We start from the raw sequence: 21,053 nt of genomic DNA on the forward strand, positions 1-21,053 counted from the left end.
TCACACCCCGTTCCGGTTGCCCAGGGCGTCGGCGTTCGGAGCCGCCTTGGCCACCAAGTTGGGTACTACCGAGGTCAGTTCCTCCGGAGTCCAGCGCGACTCCGCACTCGCGCCGGGTCCGTTGGCCCAGCCTTCGAGGACCGTGATGCGGTTGCCGACGACGCCGAAGACCCGGCCGGTGACCTCGCGGGAGGCGGCCGAGCCGAGCCACACGACGAGCGGGGAGATGGCTTCGGGGGTGAGGTCCTCGGCCTCGGCGGCCTGTCTCATCATCGCGATGTCCTCGGTGAGCCGGGTGAGCGCGGTGGGCGCGATGGCGTTCACCGTCACGCCGTAGCGGGCGAGTTCGGCCGCGGCGATGACGGTGAGGCTCGCGATGCCGGCCTTGGCGGAGCCGTAGTTCGACTGGCCGGGGTTGCCGAAGATGCCGGACGGGGAGGTCGTGTTGATCACCCGGGCGTCGTTGTCGTGACCGGACTTGGCGCGCTCGCGCCAGTACGCGGCGGCGTGGTGCAGGGTGGCGAAGCTGCCCTTGAGGTGGACGGCGATCACGCTGTCCCAGTCCCGCTCGGTCATCGACACGATCATCCGGTCCCGCAGGATGCCGGCGTTGTTGACCAGCACGTCCAGGCCGCCGTAGGCGTCGACGGCCTGTCGGACGAGCCGGCCGGCGCCGTCCCAGGCGGAGATGTCGTCCGTGTTGGCCACCGCCTCGCCGCCGGCCGCCACGATCTCGTCGACCACGGTCTGGGCGGGCCCGGCCGAGGCGCCTCCGCCGTCGCGCGCGCCGCCCAGGTCGTTGACGACGACCTTCGCGCCGTGCGCGGCGAACGCCAGGGCGTGTGCCCGGCCGATCCCGTTGCCGGCTCCGGTGACGACCACGACCCGGCCGTCGACCACTCCTTCGGACATCCTCAACTCCTTGATGACGGTGACTGGTTGGCCTCGGCGAACAGGACCCGCGGGTCCTCGCTGCCGCAGGCGCAGCGGCCGGTGATCACGTGGCCGGGTATGCCGAGCGGGGTCTCGGGAAGCTCCGAGGTGCGCGCTTCCCCCGCCGCCACGGACAGCTGTCCGTCCCGCGCGCCGACCCGCCACTCGGCCGCGTTGACGTGCGCACCGCCTCGCTCGGGGCACTCCAGCGCGAGGGCCGGTCCCACGGTCGCGATCAGGGCGGCGGACACGCCGACCCCGCGCAGCACCGGTACGGCGGCGGGCCGGGCCAGCACGACCGACGTCGTCCGGAACATCTCACCGACGTCGGCCGCACCGGCCAGCCCCTCCAGGGTCTCGGCCGACAGGCCGATGACCGCGTGCGGGTCCAGTTCGCGGTGGAAGACCGCGGTCCTGCGGTGGTCCCAGCCCATCGCCTCGGCGATGCCGTAGGTCACCTTCAGTGTGCGCAGGGCACCGATCACCGCGTGGCCCCAGAAGCCCTCGAAGCCGGAGGTGGTCAGCAACGCCCGCTGTCCGGCGGCCAGTCCGTGGTCCCGGAAGCGGGCGGTCACCCAGTCGGTGTCGCGGGCGAGTTCCGCCCAGGTCAGTTCCACGTCCCGGATGCCCTCGGAGGCGGGGAAGCGGACGAGGTAGGCGAGTTCGGGCCGGTCGAGGGTGCGGGCCCGGGCGAGGGTGTCGGCGCGGGCCATCAACTCTTCACCACCCGGGGGAACTTGGCGACGCTGGTCATGGTCTTCAACAGGTCCTCCTCGGTGCGCATGTCGAGCACCGGCTTGACGCCGGTCCGCTCCCGCACGGCCTCCCCCAGTCGTCCGGCCAGGGCGTCGACGTCGCCGGTGAGACGGGGGTCGTAGCCGACGCGCAGGCGCAGTTCGTCGACCTCGCGCCCGGCACGGACGATCTGGAAGACGCCTGCCACGGTCTCGGGCTGGTCCTCGACCGCCTGCCAGATGTCCCGCAGGACCACGGAACGCCCCTGGACCAGGGTCTCGTCGCCGCGCCGGCCGGCCACCCACATCCGGGCGTGGGTGCGTCCGCAGCCGCAGCGGTCGCGGGAGAGTCGGACGAGGTCCTCGCTGCGGTAGCGGATCAGCGGTGCGGCCCGGTTGTCGAGGTCGGTGGCGACGAGTTCGCCGAGGTCGCCCTCCGCCGCGTCGCGCCAGCCGTGTTCGTCGACCTCGACGCACTCCGCGAAGACGGTGTCCTCCCAGAGGTGGAAGCCGTCGTGTTCGCGGCATTCCCAGGCGGTGCCGGTGTCGGCGGCGCTGGTGTACTCGTAGACGTCGATGCCCCAGTCCTCGCGGATCCGCTCGCGCATCTTCCGGCTGAGGGGCTGCCCGGCGCAGGAGGCGCCCTTGAGGGAGGAGAACGCCTCCTTGAGATCCGTCGTGTCGGCCAGGTGCTCCAGCTCCACCATCTGCGGATACATCATCTGGAGGTAGGCCGGCCGGTAGGTGCGCAGGGCCTCGACGACCTCGGGCATGTTCCCCATCCAGGTGTCCACCTCGATGACCACCGCGCCCAGCGCCTGGAAGCCTGCGTCCATGAGGTTGCGGAAGGTGCCGGGCGGGCTCAGTACCCGGTCCCCGGGCCTGAGTCCGAGTTCCCACAGGTCACGCACCTGTGCGGTGACCAGGGGCGGCGCGCCCTCCCAGATCTCGGCGAAGAACTCCGGGTCGCCGGTGGTGCCCGAACTGGAGGAGACCGAGGTCAGCTCCTCGGTCGGGACGCAGAGCAGACCGCCGAAGGGGTCGCCGGTGCGGGCCCGGTGTGCGCGCACCATGTCCTTGGTGATGAACGGGATACGGGCCCGGAAGTCGTCCAGGGTCCGGACGTGGCGCGGGTGCACCCCGTGCTCGTCCCAGAGCGCCCGGTAGAAGGCCGAGTTGGCGTAGGCGTACTCGACGAGTTCCACCACCCGCTCTTCCTGGCGTGCCCGCAGCTGGTCCCGGGCCATGGTCTCCACCTGTGGCTCGAAGTACCTGTCAGCAGTGTCCCTGTCCCCGGCCATGGCGCCTCCTCGCGGCTCAGCTGCCCAGATCTTCCAACTATCAGCGCAATCAGTCAACTAATTCGACTGAATCTCGGCGAACTCTCGCGCTGGCTCGATTCATATAGTTAACTATTAGCACTCATTAGAGCCTCGGGAGGGCGATGTGAAGATCGTTGTCTGCGTGAAGCACGTGCCCGACGCCACGGCGGACCGCACCTTCACCGAGGACGGCACCACCGACCGGGCGTCGGTCGACTCGCTGCTGTCCGAACTCGACGAGTACGCGGTCGAACAGGCCCTGCGGATCGCGGAGTCGGGCCCCGACGTCGAGATCTGCTATCTCACCCTCGGCCCGGACGACGCGAAGGACGCCCTGCGCAAGGCGCTCGCCATGGGCGGCGACTCGGCGGTGCACGTGGCCGACGAGGACATCGAGGGCAGTGACGTGTTCGCCACCTCGCTCGTGCTGGCCGGGGCGATCCAACGGCACGGCTTCGATCTCGTGCTGTGCGGGATGGCCTCGACGGACGGCGGCGCGGGCGTCGTACCGGCGCTGCTCGCGGAACGGCTCGGCGTGCCGGCCGTCACCCACATCGAGGAACTGACCGTCGAGGACGGCACGGTGACCGGCCGGCGCGAGGGCGACACCGCGACCGTGCGGGTGCAGGGCGGCCTGCCGGCCGTGGTGTCGGTCACCGACCGCTCCGGCGACGCCCGTTACCCCTCCTTCAAGGGGATCATGGCCGCGAAGAAGAAGCCCCTGGAGACCCTCGGCCTCGCCGACCTCGGGATCGACGCCGGGCAGGTCGGCCGTACGGCCGCGCGGTCGGCGGTGGACACCGCGACCAGGCGTCCACCGCGCACCAAGGGAGAACTCGTCTCCGACGACGGGACGGGCGGCGTCGGGCTGGCCGCGTTCCTCACCGCCAAGAAGTTCGCCTGACCGACACGTTCGTCCGACCGCCCCAAGGAGCCCAGCACCGTGGCCGAGATCCTCGTACTCGTCGATCACCTGGACGGCACCGTCCGCAAACCGACCCTCGAACTCCTCACCCTGGCCCGCCGGTTGGGCGAACCGTCGGCCGTCTTCCTCGGCCCGGGCGCGGACGCCGCGGCCGAGACCCTCGGCCGGTACGGTGCGCACAAGGTCTACGTCGTGGACGCACCCGAGGTCGAGGAACTCCTCGTCACTCCGGCCGTCGACGCGCTCACCCAGATCGCCGACAGCACGGCCCCGGCGGCGATCCTGCTGCCGTCCAGCCCGGACGGCAAGGAGACCGCCGCCCGGGTCGCACTCCGGCTCGGGTCGGGGCTGATCACGGACGCCGTCGACATCACGGCGGGCATGGACGGGCGCCCGGTGACAGAACAGTCCGCGTTCGCGGCGACCTACCAGGTCACGGCCCACGTCACGCAGGGCATACCGGTGATCACGGTGAAGCCGAACGCCACCGCGCCCGAACCGGCCCCCGTCACAGCCGAGTTGGAGAAGCGGGACGTCGTTCTCGGCCCGACCTCCGCCGCCGTACAGGTCCTGTCCCGCACACCCCGAGAGCGCGGCGACCGGCCCGAACTGGCCGAGGCCGACATCGTCGTCTCCGGCGGCCGGGGCGTGAACGGTGCCGAGAACTTCGCCGTGATCGAGCACGTCGCCGACGTCCTGGGCGCGGCGGTCGGCGCGTCCCGGGCCGCCGTCGACGCGGGCTGGTACCCGCACAGCCACCAGGTCGGCCAGACCGGCACCCAGGTCTCCCCGCAGCTCTACCTCGCGGCCGGCATCTCCGGGGCGATCCAGCACCGCGCGGGCATGCAGACCTCCAAGACCATCGTCGCCGTCAACAAGGACGCGGACGCCCCCATCTTCGAACTCGCCGACTACGGCGTCGTAGGGGACCTCTTCCAGGTGCTCCCGCAGCTGGTGGAGGAGATCGAGCGGCGTCGGAGCTGATCCCGGGCCCTGCCTGTGACCTCCGCCCCCGCCCGGCCTTCCACCTGGCGACCGATACAACTAAACTCACTAACTGATTACATCTATTGACCCGAAGGAGCACCATGACGAAGATCTGGGTCAACTCCGGGGACTCCCACGTGATGGAGCCCGACGACCTGTGGGTCCGGGCGCTGCCGCCGCGCCTCGCCGACCGGGCGCCGCGCAGTGAGCGCGGTGACAAGTACGAGGTGCTGTACATCGACGGCGAGCGCATCGACCGCCAGCTCAACGACTTCATGGACGCCATGCGTCCGCCGGGTGCCCGGGACCTCCAGGTCCGCCTGAAGGACCTGGACCAGGAAGGTGTGTGGGGTCAACTCGCCTTTCCCTCCATGGGGTTCTGGCTGGTGTCGATCACCGACCGGGAGCTGGCCCGGGAGACCGTGCGGGCCTGGAACGACTGGGCGCACTCCGAGATCCTGGGAACGCAGAAGCGGATCATCACCCCCGCCTGCGTGTCGACCGCCGACGTCGACGACGCGGTCGCCGAGGTGGAACGGGTGGCGGAGATGGGCTTCCAGTCGGTGTTCCTTCCGTGCCAGACGCGGCCCGGCGAGGAGTACGCCCTGGACCGCTGGGAGCCGCTGTGGACGGCGGCCGAGCGGGCCGGTCTGGTGCTGGGCTTCCACATCGGCACCGGCGGCGAGAACGTCGTCTTCCGCGGGCCCGGCGGCGCGGTCGTCAACTACATGGAGACGACCTACCCGGGCATGCGCGTCGTGTCCCACATGGTCGCGGGCGGTGCCCTGGACCGGCACCCCGACCTGAAGATCCTGATCGCGGAGGGCGGCGCGGGCTGGGTGCCGGCCATCGGCGACCGGATGGACGAGGCCTACCGCCAGCACGGCATGTTCGTCCGGCCGAAGCTCGGCCGGCTGCCCAGCGAGATCATCCGGCAGCAGGTGTACGCCTCCTTCCAGCACGACAAGAGCTCGGTGGAGATCGTCGAGTCGACCGGCTACCGCAACGTGATGTGGGGCGACGACTACCCCCACCTCGAAGGCACTTACGGCCACACCCAGTCCACCCTGCACGACCTGTTCGACGGCGTGCCCGCGGACGTCCGTGAACGCGTCACCCGGGGCACCTTCGACGAGCTGTTCCGCCTGCCGGAGCGGACTCCCCAGGAGGCGGCCGTCTGAGCGGCGACACCCCGATGAGCAGTCCGCCGTACCCCGAGGACCTGGAACGACCGGGCCTTGTGCGCACCGGCCGGTCGACGTTCGTCCGGCCCGTCCGGCCGGAGGACGCCGACCGCCTGGTCGCCTTCGTCGGCGGTCTGTCCCGGGCGACCCTGGCGTATCGGTCTCTCGGCCCGGTGGTCCGCGCCCGCGACGACGTCATCCGGCGTGGCGCGCACGTGGACTACCTCAACGAACTGGCGCTGGTCGCCCTGGCCGGTGACGAGATCGCCGGTCTGGTGCGCTACGTCCGCGACCCCGAGGAACCGGAACACGCGGAGGTCACCTTCACCATCCGCGACGACCACCAGAGCGAGGGGTTCGGCAGGCTGCTCCTGGAGCACATCGCGGGCGCCGCCCGCACTCGGGGCATCCGGGTCCTGGAGGCCGACGTCCTCGCCGACAACACCCGCATGATCAACGTGTTCCTCGGCTCCGGCTACCGGGTCGAGTCCGGGCCGCCCGGTCAGATCGTCCACTTCGAGATCGCCGTCGACCCGCAGGCCCAGGCCGTCGCCCGGGCCGAACGCCGCGAGCACACAGCCGTACGACGCTCCCTGCGACCGCTGCTCGAACCCCGCTCGGTCGCGGTGATCGGCGCGAACCGCGGCCCCCTGACGATCGGCCACGAGATCGTCGCCAACCTGCTGCGGGGCGGTTTCCGCGGCTGCGTGTTCCCGGTCAATCCGCGGGCCGAGCTGATCGCCGGCGCACGGGCGTATCCGAACGTCAGGGCGCTTCCCGAGGTGCCGGATCTGGCATTGGTCGCCGTGCGGGCCGAGGCGGTTCCCGAGGTCGTACGCGAGTGTGCCGAGGCCGGCGTCAAAGCCGTGGTCGTGGTCTCAACAGGCTTCGGGGAGACGGGAGTCGAAGGTCGGACGGCCGAGCTGGAGCTGGCCCGCTTCGCCCGTGCCTCCGGGATGCGGCTGGTGGGCCCGAACTGCATGGGCGTGGTGAACACGACGCCAGCGGCCCGGCTGGCCGCGACCTTCTCCCCCGCGCTGCCGACGCCGGGCCGGGTCGCGATGTCCAGCCAGTCCGGACCGCTCGGACTGGCGGTGCTCGACTTCGCGCGGCGGCTGCGGCTGGGCTTCTCCGGGTTCGTGTCGGTGGGCCACGCCGTGGACGTCTCCACCAACGACCTGCTCCAGTGGTGGGAGGAGGACCCCGAGACCTCGGTGATCCTGCTGCACGTCGAGACCTTCGGCAACCCCCGCCGGTTCGCCCGGGTCGCGCGCAGGGTCGCACCGCGCAAGCCGATCGTCGCGGTGCACCCGGGGCACGCGGACGCGGCGGTCGACTCGCTCTTCGCCCAGTCCGGCGTCATCCGTACCCGCAGCCTCCAGGAGCTCTTCGACGTCGCGCTCCTGCTCGCGCACCAGCCGCCTCCGCCGGGCAACCGGGTCGCCGTGATCACCAACGCGGGCGGGCCGGCCGCGCTGACCGCCGGGGCGTGCGAGGCGAGCGGACTGCGGGTGCCCGAACTCGGCGAGCGCACACGGCAATCACTCCGTACGGCCCTTTCGCCGCGCGCGGACGTCACCAACCCGATCGACCTCACGCCCATGGCCACCGCCGCGCACTACCGGCAGGCACTGGACGCGGTACTGGCCGACGACGGCTTCGACGCCGCCGTGGTGCTCTTCATGCCCCCGCTCGCGGACAAGCCCGACGAGGTGGCGGCAGCGATCCTCGACGCGGCCGAGGCCGCGCCCGAGAAGCCGGTGGTGGCGAGCTTCCTGGGCGACGCGGGCGTCGCCGACCTCCTGCACCGGGGCGGACTCGTCGTACCGACCTACGCGTTCCCCGAGTCGGCCGCGGTCTCGCTCGGTCACGCCGCCGCGTACCAGACCTGGCGCGCAACTCCGGCGGGTGTCATACCGGACCTCGCCGGAGTCGACCCGGACCGGGCCCGCGCACTGGTCGCCGCATGCGTACCCGGCACCGTGCCGGCCCGGACAGCCACCGACCTGCTGGACTCCTACGGCATCTCCGTACGGGACACGGGCTCCCAGGGCCCGGACGCCTTCCTCTCCGTCCGGCCGGACCCGGTCTTCGGCCCGGTGATCGCCTTCGGCCTCACCGGTGACTACGCCGACCTGATGGCCGACGTCGCCCACCGGATCACCCCGCTCAGCGACCGCGACGCCCGGGAGATGATCCGCTCGCTGCGCGCCGCGCCGCTGCTGGACGGCCGGGTGGGCGGCCCGGGTGTGGATCTGACGGCCCTTGAGGAGACCATCCTGCGGATCTCCGCGATGGTCGAGGAGCTGCCCGAGATCGAGTCGATGGACCTGCGTCCGATACGGCTGCTGTCGCCGGGGCACGGAGTCGCCGTAGCCCACGCGACGATCCAACTCACCGACGACACAAGGAGAGGCGGCCCCTCATGAAGGTCGGCATCTACTTCGACATGCGCAACCCCCCGCCCTGGCAGCGGAGTTGGTCACGCGTCTACGGATTCGCCCTGGAGATGTGCGAGGAGGCGGACCGCCTCGGCCTCGACTCGGTCTGGTTCTCCGAGCACCACGGCTTCGAGGACGGATACCTCCCGCAGCCGCTCACCATGGCCGCCGCGGCAGCCGCCCGCACGCGCCGGGTCCGCCTGGGCACCGCGGTGATCCCCGCACCTCTGCACGCGGCCCCCGAGATCGCCGAACAGGCCGCGCTCGTCGACATCATCAGCGACGGCCGCCTGGACCTCGGGCTCGGCACCGGCTACCGCGTACCCGAGTACCGGTTGTACGGCGCCGATCTCGCCAAGCGCTACTCCACGACGGACCAGCGGGTGCGGGAGATCCGCGGCCTGTGGTCGGAGTCCCTGGTCACCCCCGGCCCGGTCCAGGACCCGCTGCCGATCTGGCTCGGCTACCAGGGCCCGCAGGGCGCACGCCGGGCGGGACGGCTGGGCACGGGGCTGCTGTCCCTCAACCCGGCGCTGCTGACGCCGTACCGGGAGGGCCTCGCTGAGAGCGGCCACGACGTGTCGGCGGCCCGGATGCAGGGCTCGTTCACCACGTTCGTCACCGAGGACCCCGACGGCGACTGGCCGGTGGTGCGCGAGCACCTGGCGTACCAGTGGGACAGCTATCGCCGGTACATGGTCGAGGGGACGGACCAGCCCGCCCCCCGCCCCATCGACCCCGAGAAGTGGCGGGAGACGGGACTGCGGGCGGCCGGTGTCGGTCAGTTCCTCTACGGCACCCCGCAGGACGTCGCGGACGCCGTCAAGGAGTACGTCGCCGGGCTGCCGGTCGAGGGCGTGTTCCTGTGGGCCTCGCTCGCCGGGATGCCCGAGGACATGGTCGCCCGGCAGGTCCAGTTGATCGCGGGCAAGTTGCGGCCACTGCTCGCCGATGTCTGACACGAGGAGTTCGAGCATGTCGATGGGAACCGGTGGGACCGGAGTGTGGGCGGGGTCGGACTTCCAGGAACCGCCCCGCACCCGGGGCGGGGTGGCGCTGTGCGGTGCCTGCCGTGTCACCGGTTCCTGCCGCCTGGGCGTGGAGCGCGAGCGGCTCGACGAGGACGGCGTGGCGTGCTTCGGACTCGTCTGCCCGCGCTCGCAGGAGGGCGGGCCGAATGTCGCGCACGGCGGCTGGACGGCGGCCGTGCTGGACGACTGCCTGGGTCATCTCCCGCTGCTGCACCGGGTGTTGAGCGTCACGGCGGAGCTGAGCGTGAGCTTCGTGAAGCCCGTGCCGGTGGAACGGCCGTTGGAGGTCCGGGCGTGGGTCGAGCGGCGGGAGGGCCGACGCTGGTACATCGCGGGCGAGCTGGTGCTGCTGCCGAATCGTGCCGTGCTGGCCCGGGCCTCCGGGATCTGGGTGACCCGGGACCAGGGCCACTTCGCACGGCACGAGGCGTGGCTGGCCGACCAGGAGTCGGCGGGCGGGGCCGAGGGTCAGTAGGACCGCAGCCCCATGCTGCGGGCGATCCCGTTGCGCTGGATCTGGCTGGTGCCGCCGGAGATCGTGGCCACGATCGACTCCCGGTAGCGGAAGCTCATCACGCTCTCGGTCGAGAAGCCGTGCCCGGCACACACCTGCATCCCGAGCCGGGCGGCCGCCACATACGTCTCCGACCCCTTCAGCTTCGCCATCGAGCCCTCGCGGGTGCACGGCTTGCCCTGGGCGAGCAGCCAGGCCGCGCGGTACGCGAGCAGCCGGGCGGAGTCGATCTCGGTCTGCAGGTCGGCCATGTCATGGGCGAGGGCCTGGAAGTTCCCGATCGGACGGCCGAAGGCGTGCCGGGTGCGGGAGTACTCCAGCATCTCGTCCAGCGTGGCCTGCGCGGCGCCGAGATATCCACCGGTGATGATCACCTTCTCCAGTTCGATGTTGGAGAGCATGACCTTCCAGCCCTCGTCGCGCGGGCCGACGAGGTTCTCCTTCGGGACCAGGGCGTCGTTGAAGAAGACCTCGTTGGTGCCGAGGATGTGCCGGGCCAGCGTCGGCGTCCGGCGCACCTCGACGCCGTCCGTCGCGGGGTCGACGAGCAGCAGGCTGATACCGCCGTGCTTGGGCTCGCGGGGCCCGGTCCGCACGTAGGTCGCGATGGTCGTGTCGGGCAGGCCGCCGCCGGTGCACCACGCCTTCTGCCCGCGGACGAGGAACTGGTCGCCGTGGTCCTCGGCGGTGGTACGCAGGGCGGCGGCGTCGGACCCGCTGTCCGGTTCGCTGAGGCCTACGGCGAGTCGATGACGCCCCGTCATCACCTGCTCGCGGATGAAGGTTCGCTGGGCTTCGTCGCCCCACCGGAACACCGTGATCCCCGGGATGAGTACGCCGATGTAGCACATGGCGACGTCGAAACTGGCCCGCCCCAACTCTTCGGCGATCAGGACGAGTTCGAGCGGGCCGCCACCGTCGCCGCCCTCCTCCTCGCTGAACGGGAGGGAGAACCACCCCAGATCGGCCATGCCGCGGAACAGTTCGGGCGGCACGATGCCCTCCTCGTCCCACCGCTTGGCCTTCTCGGCCGGGCACACGTCGGCGACGAACTGCCGTGCCGTCGCGCGCAACAGGTCCTGCTCGTCGGTCAGCCCGAAGTCCACGGCCACTCCTCGACAGCACTAGGCTATTCATCTATCTAATTGTTCTATGTTAGCGGATACGGCGGCCCGACCGGAATACACCTCCCGCCACCGGCGCCTCGCATCCCGACTCCGGGTTGCCCTCGGTGGTGCGGGGGTCTCCGACGGCCGGGGCTTTCTCCCCCACCCGTGACCTGCCAAGCCGACCCGCCTCACCACCGCCGCGGGTGGGCGCACAGTTCGAAGTCGGCGTAGCCGCTGTCGACCAGGTGACCGTGACACCGGGAGCGACGGGCTGGGCCGCCCTCCGACTGGTCCATGGCGCGGGGCCCGATGAGCGCGAGGCCGGCCTTCTCCGCAAGGACGGCGAGTAGTTCGGCGGCGTCGAGGTTGCGCTGATTGGCGGGGGTCCGTGGGTGCCGGGGCGAAACACAAGCTGGTCTTCGTCGGCCGACTGTCAACCACCCTCGTCCACCTTCGCCATGGCGCCACCCATGGCGTGCCGACCTGCCGGTTCGGCGTCGACCGCTCCCCCATCACGCGCGCAATCGGCGATACACGGCCGCTGCCGTCGATGCGCGGCTGTACCGTCGCCCCCGACGTCCGCCTGCGTACGCTCGCCGAAGTCATCGACGATCTCGGCGCAGGCGGGCAGACCGGGATCATCGACGGCACCGAGATCCGGGTCCGCCGCCCGGCTGCCGGACGCAAGGACCGGGAGAAGTTCGTCTCCGGCAAGAACAAGCACAACGCCGTGAAGTCCATGGTCGTCATGGGCGCTGACGGGCGGCTGCTGTTCCGCGGCCCAGCCGAACCCGCGAGCTGCGCGGACATCACCCATACCGGGCAGTTGGGCCTGGTCGAGCTCCTGGCCAGCGGACCGGCCGTGGAGATTCTTGCCGACGCCGGCTACCAGGGACTGGGCGCTCAGACAGGCGGGCGCGTAGTGACACCACCGCACCGCAAGGTCAAGAAGAACGCCCTGGACTGGTACGAGGAGATGCGTGAAAGCCAGCGCACAGCCCACTCCTCACACCGCATCCGGGGCGAGCACGGCATCGCGCACCTCGACGTGCCAACACCAGCCATGGACGAGACGTGACGGGCGTCAAGGCCACGTGCCGCAGCGGCCGCTCAGAGGTGGCCGTCCAGAAGCGTCCGCACCTCGGCGGTGGTCATGGGCCCCGTGCCGTGCGCCACCGCCTCTCCCTCCTTCAGCAGGACGCAGGACGGGGCTCCGGTGATCCCGTATCGCTCGGTCGCGGCCGGACAGCGGGTGATGTCGGCGCGGACTGCCGTCAGGCGGCCCGTGTAGTCGTCGGCGATGCCACCCACGACGAGGTCCATCACCCGGCAGGGCTCGATTGCCTTGGGCCATGTCCCGGTGAAGTATGCGAGGACCGGGACTCCGCTCATCCCGAGGATGAAATCGAACTCCGCGTCCTCACGGGGTCGGTGAACCCGCTCCGCCATACAAGCTCCTGACCTCACGTTCCGTCATTTCATCCCTATCATCCCTCGCGCGGTGTGCCAGTCCGGCCCGGTCGGTCGTCCGGTTGACGTGTGGGAGGGGAGGCGCAGGGGCCGTAGCAGAACCACGGTGGTCCCCGGCGCTAGCGGCGCGGCCCGCGCCCGTGGGTCGGCTCGTGCCAGGACAGCGTCCCCGACGGGTTTCCCGAGGTCTTGTCCGGTCTTCGCGTCAACACCCGGTATCAGCCGGCTGACGGCACCGAGAACGAGGCACGATTCCCGGACCGCTCGCGGACGCGGTCGGTCGAAGTACGGGTCAGCCGACCCGAAGACCGACCGCCAGCGTCAGTTCAAGGACCCGGTGCGGCGATGCGAGATCCGGAAACAGCTCCCGCAGCTGCGACATCCGGTACCGGACCGTCTGGGGATGGACGAACAACGCCGCCGCCACCTCGTCCCGCCTGCCCTGGTGCAGCAGCCACTCCCGCAACGTCTCCTCCAGCCGCCGCGCGGTCGCGACAGGCAAGGTCCGCAGCGGTGCGAGGGCTCGGGCACGCAGGTCCGCGAACGCGTCCACGTCGGCGCTCAGCACCAGCTCGGGCAGGTGGTCCTCGGTGTCGCGAATGGCAGAGGACAGGGAGCGGGCTCGTACGGCTCGTGCGTACGAGGCGGACGCACGAGTCCATGGCCGGGCCGGGCCGACCACGGCGGTGCGCTCGGCCAGCTGCCGCAGGAGATGTGGCCGGTCGGCATCGGGGACGAGCAGCACACCGGTGGCGTCCGGCAGATCGTCGAGGACGAGGGTGCCCGGGTCGAGCGCGCGGTAGGCAGGTCGGGCCTGGGCGGCGGGCAGCAGGACCGCGGTCAGCGAGACCGGAGGCTGCCACCCGGCCCGTTGGACAGAGGCCAGCAGCACGTCCGGGCTCGCGCCGGCGAGGAGGTCGCGGGCCAGGTGTTCGAGGTGACGCTCGTGGTCCCTGCCCCGGGCGGTCAGTTCGTCGGCGTGGCCCGCGGCGCTCGCGGCGGAGAGCTCGTCGATGTAGGCGAAGGTCAGTTCGGCGAACTTGGCGACCTCGGCGGCGGGCAGACCCGCGGGTACGGCACCCGCCGCCAGGCATCGCCAGGCCACACGGGCGCCCACGCGGTAGGCGCTGAGCAGGGCGTCCATCGAACGGCCGTCGCGCACCTCGCCGCGGCCCAGCTCGTAGGCCGCGTCACCGGCGTCGCCGCCCGTGGCGTTGCCGCTCGCGAGGTCCAGGTAGTGCCCCAGGGCGGTGCGGACGGCTCGGCGCATGGTGGCGCCCATGCGGCCCGAAAGGGCGTTGGCGTAGGAAGGGACCTCGTCGATGATCGCCTCGACGACCTCGTCCGCGGTGGTCTTCAGCGCGGCCCGAAGTGCGGTGACCGTCGTCTCATCCAGGGCCAGTTCGCTGGCCCTCCGAACTGCATGCCCCATGTTTTGTTCCCTGCGAACAATTCAGCCGACCAGATTTACGTCCTGCGGTCAGGACTTTACGCCCTGAGGCGCAGCAGGCTGGAGTCATGACGAGTACAGCCCTTCGCAGCAGGGCGTGGAAACTGCTGGAGATGGTCACGACGCCGCTGCTGCCGTCGGACTACCTCGACCTGGTCAGCCCGCTGCGTGCGGGCGCTGACCTGCGTGGGCGCATCGAGGCCGTGCACCCCGAGACGGGTGACGCCGCGACCATCGTGATCAGGCCGGGACGGGGCTGGCGCGGCCACACGGCCGGTCAGTACGTGCGGATCGGGGTCGACGTCAACGGAGTGCGCCTGTGGCGTGCCTACTCGGTCACCTCACCGACAAACCGCCAGGACGGCCGCGTCACGATCACCGTGAAGGCGATCCCGGACGGCAAGGTCAGCAACCACCTGGTCCGCAGAGCGAAACCGGGCACGCTGATCCACCTCGACCAGGCGACCGGTGACTTCGTGCTGCCGCGGGCCAAGCCCGCCAAGGTGCTCTACCTGACGGCCGGCAGCGGCATCACGCCCGTGATGGGCATGCTGCGCGACATCGAGTTCGACGACGTCGTCATGGTCCACTGCGCGCCACAGCCGCAAGACGTGATCTTCCGCGACGAACTGCACGACCTGGTCGCGGACAAGAAGCTGCGGCTCACCGAGGTGCACACCGACACGGACGGCCAGCTCGACATCGCCCGTCTCGACGAACTCGTACCCGACTGGGCCGAGCGCGAGACCTGGGCCTGCGGACCCGCGGGCCTGCTCGACGCCGCCGAAGAGCACTGGACCGAGCACGGCGTGCAGGAGCGCCTGCACACCGAACGCTTCCGCCCCAGCGTCGTCGTCGCCGGCGACGGCGGCGAGGTCACCTTCAGCGCCACCGGCAAGACCGTCGACGCGGACGGCGCCACGCCGTTGCTGGACATCGGCGAGGAGGCCGGCGTACTCATGCCCTCCGGGTGCCGCATGGGCATCTGCTTCGGCTGCGTCACGCCGCTCAAGGCGGGCGCCGTCCGCGACCTGCGCACCGGCGAGATCACCGAGGCCGAACCGGGCGTCCTCATCCAGACCTGCGTGTCCGCCGCGGCGGGCCCCTGCGACATCGAACGGTAGGAGCACCTTGACCGCCACCGACCCCACCGCCCACCTGACCGCGGAGCAGATCGAGGAGCTCGGCCGCGAGCTGGACGCGATCCGCGACGAGGTGATCGCCGGCCGCGGCGAGAAGGACGCCGCCTACATCCGAAAGGTCATCTCGGCGCAGCGCAAGCTCGAACTGGTCAGCAGGGGCGTGCTGCTGTTCTCGCTCTTCCCGCCCGCGTGGCTGCTCGGCACCGCCGGTCTGTCCGTGGCGAAGATCATGGACAACATGGAGATCGGCCACAACATCCTGCACGGCCAGTGGGACTGGATGCGGGACCCGAAGATCCACTCCACCACCTGGGAGTGGGACCACGTCTCGCCGTCCGAGCAGTGGAAGCACTCGCACAACGAGCTGCACCACACGTACACCAACGTGATCGGCAAGGACAACGACCTCGGCTACGGCATCATGCGCGTCGACGAGGACCAGCGGTGGCACCCGTTCCACCTCGGCCAGCCGCTGTGGAACTTCCTCAACGCCTGCTTCTTCGAGTACGGCATCGCGGCGTACGACCTGGAGCTCGGCAAGAACCTGCAGAAGCGTCGCCGCAAGAACCCGGAGTTCCGCGAGCGGGCCAAGGCCGTGGGCCGCAAGATCCGCAAGCAGGTGCTCAAGGACTACGTGATCCACCCGCTGCTGTCGGGCCCGTCGTTCCTTCCCACGCTCGCCGCCACGTTCACCGCGAACCTGGTCCGCAACGTCTGGACCCACTCGGTGATCATGTGTGGGCACTTCCCCGAGGGCGTGCAGGTCTTCGAGCGCCGGTCGATCAACGGCGAGACCCGCGGCCAGTGGTACCTGCGCCAGATGATGGGCTCGGCGAACATCAGCGGCAGCAGGGCCATGCACTTCATGACCGGCAACCTCTCCCACCAGATCGAGCACCACCTGTTCCCGGACCTGCCGAGCAACCGGTACGCCGAGGTCGCGGTGAAGGTGCGCGCGCTGTTCGAGAAGTACGAGCTGGAGTACGTCACCGGGCCGCTGCCCAAGCAGGTGCTCTCCGCGTGGCACAAGGTCTTCCGGCTCTCGCTGCCGAACAAGAAGCCCAAGGTCAGGACGCCGGACCGCGAGCAGGAGCTCGTCGCGGCCTGATCCTGGTGTCAAGCTGCCGTAGTCGCTGAGGGCCCTTCGTAACACCGTCGGTCAGGGATCAGCGCCCACAGGACGGTGACGCGTCGGCGGGCGAGGGCGAGGCACGCGAGTTCGGGTCGCAGCAGACGCTGACCAGGGTGGAGGCGCAGAAGACGCGCTGGAGTCTTCGGTGGTAGGCGATCGACCGGTGGAGGTCGCCGCCGACCTTGCCGGAGTCGCGAGATGCGGGGGCGCCGCCGACGTAGGCCCCCAGGGCGTCCGGGGAGTCGAAGTCGTCCAGGCTGCCGCCGACAGCGGCGACGAACTCGGCGCCCAGGACGGTGCCGATGCCCGGGACGCTCTGGACGATGTCGGCGAGTTCGTGTTCGCGAAACCGGCCCTCGATGAGCCTGGCGATCTCGGAGATCTGCTCGTTGAGGGTGCCGGCTTCCGGGCATCGCGAACCGACCGGACGCCCTCGTGGCGGGCCGCGGCCGGCGCGGCGGAGCGGTCTGCGCTACGGGCGGACTCGGCGTCCGCCGGGGTCCAGGGAAGGCTGGCGGTGTGGGCTCGATCGGCGACGGCTGCGGCGTCTCGGGAGACGGCAGCGCTGAGGTCGGCGGCTGGCCGGGCGGCGGGTTCGGTCTCGGCGCGGGCGCGGCCGGTGGCGGCCGTGCGGCATTCGCGTTCGTCGGCCGCCCGCCGGGAGGTCTGCTCGCCAGTGCTCACCAGGCCTTCCAGGTCGGCCAGTTGCTCGATGACCTGGTAGGCGGCGGCGGAGCGCAGCTGGTCGAGACGGGCACGCCGGGCGGCGAGCGAGGCGTCGGCCGACTCGGCGCGTGGCTCGGCGGCGGCCCGCTGCTCTCGGGCCGCCGCCAGGTCCACGGCGGCGGTGGGCAGTGACGGCCGCATCAGGCCGGTAGTGCCGCACGAGGTCCGCCCGTCGGGCCGCTCACCACGCCGGACGATCTCCGGGCACTTCTGCGATGCCCGTCACGCGGACGTCGGAGGCGTCCAACGCTGCCCAGCGCTCCCCGTGCAGGTGGCGATGGTCAACTGGGTCTTGTTCGTCGCGCCGTTGCTCGAATCGGTGAGGCACAGACCTGAGACCGGGTTGACGATCTCCCCGGACGAGTACGCCTGCCACTGCTCGGCCTGGGTGCCGTTGCAGGTGTGCAGTTGGACCCTGGTACCGGACGTGGTCGCGCCGGCCGTCACGTCCATGCAGTCGTTGAGCACCTGGAGGGTGCCGTCCGGGACGACCTTCCAGGTCTGCGCGGCCGTGCCGTTGCAGGTGTAGATCTGGATGGCGGTGCCGTTCGAGGTGCCCGAGCCGGCGTCGTCGACGCACTTGCCGGTGGCGGTCTCGGTGAGCGTGCCGCTGGGCTGGGCCACTCCGGTGCCCGGGGTGCCGTCGTAGGACGGCGGTGCCGCCGAAGGGGTGGCGGCCCAGGAGGTGTTGGCGGACGAGGAGAGGGTGAAGACCAGTTCCGAGGAACCGGCCAGGTACGACGCCGGTACGTACGCCTTGTTCCAGGAGCTGCCGTTGAGGCTCAGCGACTGGACGTACGGCGAACCGTCCGCCGCCGCGGGGGCGTTGACGGTGAGCGTGTGTCCGCCGGCCGTGACGACCACGGAGGTGAACATCGGGCTGCCGACGGCCAGGTCGGCGGTGCCCGGGATCTCCGGGTAGAGGCCGAGAGCGGACCACACGTACCAGGCGCTCATCTCGCCGAGGTCGTCGTTGCCGGGCAACCCACCCGCGGTGTTGGTCCACAGCTGGTCCTGGACCGCTCGCACGGTGGACTGGGCCTTGTACGGCTTGCCCACCCAGTCGTACTCCCAGGGCAGCCCGATACTGGGCTCGTTGCCCATGTTGGACTGGGTGCCGATGACGCTGCCCAGGCCCTGGAAGCCGCCGAGCACACTGTCCAGGTACGACGCCAGGGACGAGGTGCCGCCCTCCAGGGACGCCAGCTTGGCGAGGTTGAAGGGGATCATCGGCGTGTAGGTGAAGGCGTCGCCCTCGGCGAAGTCGTTGCTCGAAGTGCCGCTGAGCAATTTGGCGTTGAAACCGTCCATCCAACGGCCGTTGGAGTGCAGGGGCTGAATGTAGCCGGAGGACGGGTTGTAGATGTTCTCCCAGTCCTGCGCCCGGTCCTGGAACTTCTTCTGCGTGGCGGTGTCACCGAGCGCGCCCGCGAACACCGACAGCGCGAAGTCATCGGTGTCGTACTCAAGTTGGGTCGAGGTGGTGGCGTACTCGTGGCAGCAGCCGTAGAGCGAGTTGGTGGGCAGGTAGCCGAAGGAGTCCAGGTACGTCACGCCGGGGGTGACGTCGGTGTCGGTCGTCTGCTCCTTGACCATGGCGGACAGGGCCGTCGACGTGTCGAAGTCGCGGGCACCGAAGGCGTAGTAGCCGGCGAGCAGCGGTACGGCCGAGTCGCCCACCATGATGTGCGTCTCGCCGGTCTCCATGCCCCACTTGATGAGCGTGCCGCCCTGCCGGTAGTCGTCGACGACCGACTGCGCCATGTCGGACGCGGCCGACGGGTCGAGCAGCGCGGTGAGTTGGGCTTGCGAGCGATAGGTGTCCCAGGTGGAGAAGTCGGCGTACTCCGCGGAGTGTCCGCCGCCCACCGTGTGCACCGCCTGGTCGAAGCCCCGGTAGGAGCCGTCGACGTCGCTGATGACGGCGGGGAAGAGCGAGGCGTGGTAGAGCGCGGTGTAGAAGACGTGCTGCTGGTCGGAGGTTCCGCCGGTGACGGCGATCTTCGACAGATCGGCGCTCCATGCCGAGGACGCCGCCGACTTGACGGCCGCGAAGGTCTTCCCGGTCACCTCGGCGTCCCGGTTGGCCGCGGCCTCCGTCACCGAGGTGTAGGAGATGCCGACCCGGGCCTCCACGGTTCTGCTGCTCGTGGTGTCGAAGGTCAGGTACTCGCCCCCGCTGAAGGTGCCGGTGGTGGTGAAGGGATGGTCGAAGGTGATCGCGTAGTGGAGCGTGATCGGGGTGGTGTCCTCGCAGAAGCCGGTGCTGGTGATCGACCCGGTCACGGTGTTGCCGCCGCTCAGGTCGAGCGTCGAGGAGGTGTACGGCGTCTGCGTGTCCTGCACCTTCAGGAGCAGGCTCGCCTGAGTGGTGGACGGGAAGGTGAACTGGCCGATGCCGGCGTGTGTGCCGGTGGTCAGCGCGACGCTGGTGCTGTTGCCCAGGCTGACGGCGTAGGAGCCTGGCGAAGCGGTCTCGCCGGAATGCGAGAACGACTCCGTCGTGGATGCCGGGTCCGAGCCGAGCGAGCCGACCACGGGCAGGATCGGCAGATCTCCGGCCGCGTCGCAGCCGACGCCGGAGACATGAGTGAGGCTGAAGCCCGAGACGGCCGAGTCGGCGTAGTTGTAGCCGCCGCCCTTGGGACGTGACGTGGTGTCGGGGGACCACTGGAGCATTCCGTGCGGCACGTCGGCACCCGGGAAAGTGTTCCCGGCGCTGAAGTCGCCGTTGCCACCGGTGCCGACGTAGGTGTCGACCAGCGACACGGGATCGGTCCCGGCCGCCGCCCGTGCCGTGCCGCCCGGTTGGCCGGACACCGCGAGCGCCAGGGCCGCGACCCCGACGGCCAGGACGCGCGGCAGCGTGCGAGGGCGCAGGGCGTCAGCCACGGGTGAGCACCTCCCCGAGCACACCGTCGGCCGGGGCGGTGATCCAGTCGCTGGAGACGTACGAAGCTCCGTCCGCGGCGAGTTGGGCGATCCGCGCCTGCGCATCGGCCAGCGACGGGGCGGAGGAACTGAGCGCGGGTGAGACGTCGTATGCGTCGGTGACGACCGTCAGAAAGTGGTTGGTGTCGTACCACTCGGTGTTGCCGTCACCGACCCAGGCGGCGGCGTCCGCGTCGAACACCACGAACCAGGGGCGCAGCGTGGTGTCGCTGTAGCGTGTGCGCGGGTCGACGACCTGTGCGCCGAGGACGCTGGGGAAGACCGCCGCCTGGCCGATGTTCCCCGCGGCGGCGAGGTCCTTGAGGTGCTGGGCGTAGACGACGTCCGACCACGAGGAGGCGGGGCTGACCGCCTGCTCGAAGGTACCGGGGATGATATCCACGATCGCCCGGCCCGCGAGAGAGCCGTAGTTCGCCCAGTTGTTCGCCTTGGCGGCGGTGTCGAGGTCCGGGTACCGCGTCCCGTCTTTCTTGGTGAGCAGGTCGGCAGGGGTGTAGAGGACGCTGCCGAGGTGTGCCTTGACGTAGCCGTCGAACTCGGTCGGATTCATGCCGAGGGTGTCGTAGAACCCGTTCTTCATCTCGATCTTGACCATGACCGGGTGGCTCGTCGGGTGAGCCTGGAGCCAGATCCGGATGTCGTCGAGGCAGCTGTCGAGGTTCTGGTTGCGGTTGCCGGTGTAGAGGTCGGCGGCCGTGCTCGCCTGGACGCAGTTGTCGTCGCTGCCCAGCGGGTTGCTGTGGCTCACGTCCCACTTCCCGTTGAACACGTTGTGCCAGGTGTCGAGTTCGACCAGGGACGTACCCGTGTCCAGGGCGTTGGCCAGGTAGGTGTATGTGGACTTGTCGTTGTACGTGTTGTGGATGCCGGTCCCGGACACGCCCGCCAGCGTCTGCCCGTTGACGTCGGCGGCGTGCGCGGTGGGTGACGCCACCGCACCGAGCAACAGGGCCGAGACGCACAGGAGCGCAATCCTCAGTCGGCGATGGATCATGCCCATG

18 protein-coding genes and 1 pseudogene are annotated in these 21,053 nt (G+C 70.5%); 10 read left to right on the forward strand and 9 right to left on the reverse strand.

Features of this window, described 5'->3' with window-relative positions; translation table 11 throughout:
- Genes OG226_RS02920 through OG226_RS02930 form a run of 3 tightly spaced genes read right to left on the reverse strand, consistent with a single transcriptional unit; the run spans window position 1 to window position 2,968 of the window.
- On the reverse strand, window positions 1–912 hold the full coding sequence (locus OG226_RS02920) for an SDR family oxidoreductase (RefSeq protein ID WP_329347735.1): 912 nt from the start codon (window positions 910–912) through the stop codon (window positions 1–3).
- Between the two features lie 2 nt (window positions 913–914).
- The gene (locus OG226_RS02925) at window positions 915–1,646 is read right to left on the reverse strand and encodes a hypothetical protein (protein WP_329347736.1); all 732 of its coding nucleotides are present in this window, start codon (window positions 1,644–1,646) and stop codon (window positions 915–917) included.
- Entirely contained in the window at window positions 1,646–2,968 is a 1,323-nt protein-coding gene (locus OG226_RS02930) for a phenylacetate--CoA ligase family protein (protein WP_329347737.1), read from the reverse strand. Before OG226_RS02930 ends, OG226_RS02925 begins: the two co-directional genes overlap by 1 nt.
- 163 nt (window positions 2,969–3,131) lie before the next feature.
- Here OG226_RS02930 and OG226_RS02935 point away from each other — a divergent pair, with 163 nt between their 5' ends.
- The 6 genes from OG226_RS02935 (at window position 3,132) to OG226_RS02960 (ending at window position 10,032) form a co-directional block, all read left to right on the forward strand.
- Window positions 3,132–3,893, forward strand: coding sequence for an electron transfer flavoprotein subunit beta/FixA family protein (locus OG226_RS02935; RefSeq protein WP_329347738.1), 762 nt, complete (start codon window positions 3,132–3,134; stop codon window positions 3,891–3,893).
- 39 nt (window positions 3,894–3,932) lie between these two features.
- On the forward strand, window positions 3,933–4,898 hold the full coding sequence (locus OG226_RS02940) for an electron transfer flavoprotein subunit alpha/FixB family protein (RefSeq protein WP_329347739.1): 966 nt from the start codon (window positions 3,933–3,935) through the stop codon (window positions 4,896–4,898).
- A 104-nt stretch (window positions 4,899–5,002) separates the two neighbouring features.
- Window positions 5,003–6,082, forward strand: coding sequence for an amidohydrolase family protein (locus OG226_RS02945; protein ID WP_329347740.1), 1,080 nt, complete (start codon window positions 5,003–5,005; stop codon window positions 6,080–6,082).
- A 14-nt stretch (window positions 6,083–6,096) separates the two neighbouring features.
- A complete protein-coding gene (locus tag OG226_RS02950) occupies window positions 6,097–8,514 on the forward strand; it encodes a bifunctional acetate--CoA ligase family protein/GNAT family N-acetyltransferase (protein WP_329347741.1) in 2,418 nt (805 codons plus the stop codon).
- A complete protein-coding gene (locus tag OG226_RS02955) occupies window positions 8,511–9,485 on the forward strand; it encodes an LLM class flavin-dependent oxidoreductase (protein ID WP_329347742.1) in 975 nt (324 codons plus the stop codon). Before OG226_RS02950 ends, OG226_RS02955 begins: the two co-directional genes overlap by 4 nt.
- Before the next feature lie 16 nt (window positions 9,486–9,501).
- Window positions 9,502–10,032 carry a PaaI family thioesterase gene (locus OG226_RS02960; protein ID WP_329347743.1) on the forward strand — a complete coding sequence of 177 codons (531 nt, stop codon included), beginning with the start codon at window positions 9,502–9,504 and terminating at the stop codon, window positions 10,030–10,032.
- Here the strand turns inward: OG226_RS02960 and OG226_RS02965 are convergent.
- Window positions 10,026–11,177 carry an acyl-CoA dehydrogenase family protein gene (locus tag OG226_RS02965; protein ID WP_329347744.1) on the reverse strand — a complete coding sequence of 384 codons (1,152 nt, stop codon included), beginning with the start codon at window positions 11,175–11,177 and terminating at the stop codon, window positions 10,026–10,028. The two genes, OG226_RS02960 and OG226_RS02965, sit on opposite strands and share 7 nt — an antisense overlap.
- A 391-nt stretch (window positions 11,178–11,568) precedes the next feature.
- Here OG226_RS02965 and OG226_RS02970 point away from each other — a divergent pair, with 391 nt between their 5' ends.
- Window positions 11,569–12,258 carry a transposase family protein gene (locus OG226_RS02970; protein WP_329347745.1) on the forward strand — a complete coding sequence of 230 codons (690 nt, stop codon included), beginning with the start codon at window positions 11,569–11,571 and terminating at the stop codon, window positions 12,256–12,258.
- A 32-nt stretch (window positions 12,259–12,290) separates the two neighbouring features.
- On the opposite strand, the gene OG226_RS02975 is transcribed toward OG226_RS02970, so the two are convergent.
- Together OG226_RS02975 and OG226_RS02980 are read right to left on the reverse strand one after the other, a co-directional pair.
- Entirely contained in the window at window positions 12,291–12,629 is a 339-nt protein-coding gene (locus OG226_RS02975) for a thioredoxin family protein (protein ID WP_329347746.1), read from the reverse strand.
- A gap of 313 nt (window positions 12,630–12,942) precedes the next feature.
- Window positions 12,943–14,082: a PucR family transcriptional regulator gene (locus OG226_RS02980; protein WP_329347747.1), complete on the reverse strand. Its 1,140-nt coding sequence runs from the start codon at window positions 14,080–14,082 to the stop codon at window positions 12,943–12,945.
- 86 nt (window positions 14,083–14,168) lie between these two features.
- Here OG226_RS02980 and OG226_RS02985 point away from each other — a divergent pair, with 86 nt between their 5' ends.
- Window positions 14,169–15,224 (forward strand): ferredoxin reductase, encoded by a 1,056-nt coding sequence (locus tag OG226_RS02985; protein WP_329347748.1) that lies wholly within the window; start codon window positions 14,169–14,171, stop codon window positions 15,222–15,224.
- Window positions 15,225–15,231: 7 nt separating this feature from the next.
- Window positions 15,232–16,350, forward strand: a complete 1,119-nt coding sequence (locus OG226_RS02990; RefSeq protein WP_329347749.1) for a fatty acid desaturase family protein — start codon at window positions 15,232–15,234, stop codon at window positions 16,348–16,350.
- A gap of 8 nt (window positions 16,351–16,358) precedes the next feature.
- Here OG226_RS02990 and OG226_RS02995 read toward each other — a convergent pair.
- Window positions 16,359–16,780 (reverse strand): annotated as a pseudogene (locus OG226_RS02995) (transposase); the annotation flags it as partial.
- A gap of 113 nt (window positions 16,781–16,893) precedes the next feature.
- Here OG226_RS02995 and OG226_RS03000 point away from each other — a divergent pair.
- Window positions 16,894–17,232 carry a hypothetical protein gene (locus OG226_RS03000; RefSeq protein ID WP_329347750.1) on the forward strand — a complete coding sequence of 113 codons (339 nt, stop codon included), beginning with the start codon at window positions 16,894–16,896 and terminating at the stop codon, window positions 17,230–17,232.
- Between the two features lie 90 nt (window positions 17,233–17,322).
- Here OG226_RS03000 and OG226_RS03005 read toward each other — a convergent pair whose 3' ends face one another.
- On the reverse strand, window positions 17,323–19,992 hold the full coding sequence (locus OG226_RS03005) for a lectin (RefSeq protein WP_329347751.1): 2,670 nt from the start codon (window positions 19,990–19,992) through the stop codon (window positions 17,323–17,325).
- Window positions 19,985–21,052, reverse strand: a complete 1,068-nt coding sequence (locus OG226_RS03010; RefSeq protein ID WP_329347752.1) for a hypothetical protein — start codon at window positions 21,050–21,052, stop codon at window positions 19,985–19,987. Before OG226_RS03010 ends, OG226_RS03005 begins: the two co-directional genes overlap by 8 nt.
- Window position 21,053: the final 1 nt, after the last annotated feature.

Source organism: Streptomyces sp. NBC_01261 (genome assembly GCF_036226385.1).
In the GTDB taxonomy this organism is placed as follows: Bacteria; Actinomycetota; Actinomycetes; order Streptomycetales; family Streptomycetaceae; genus Streptomyces.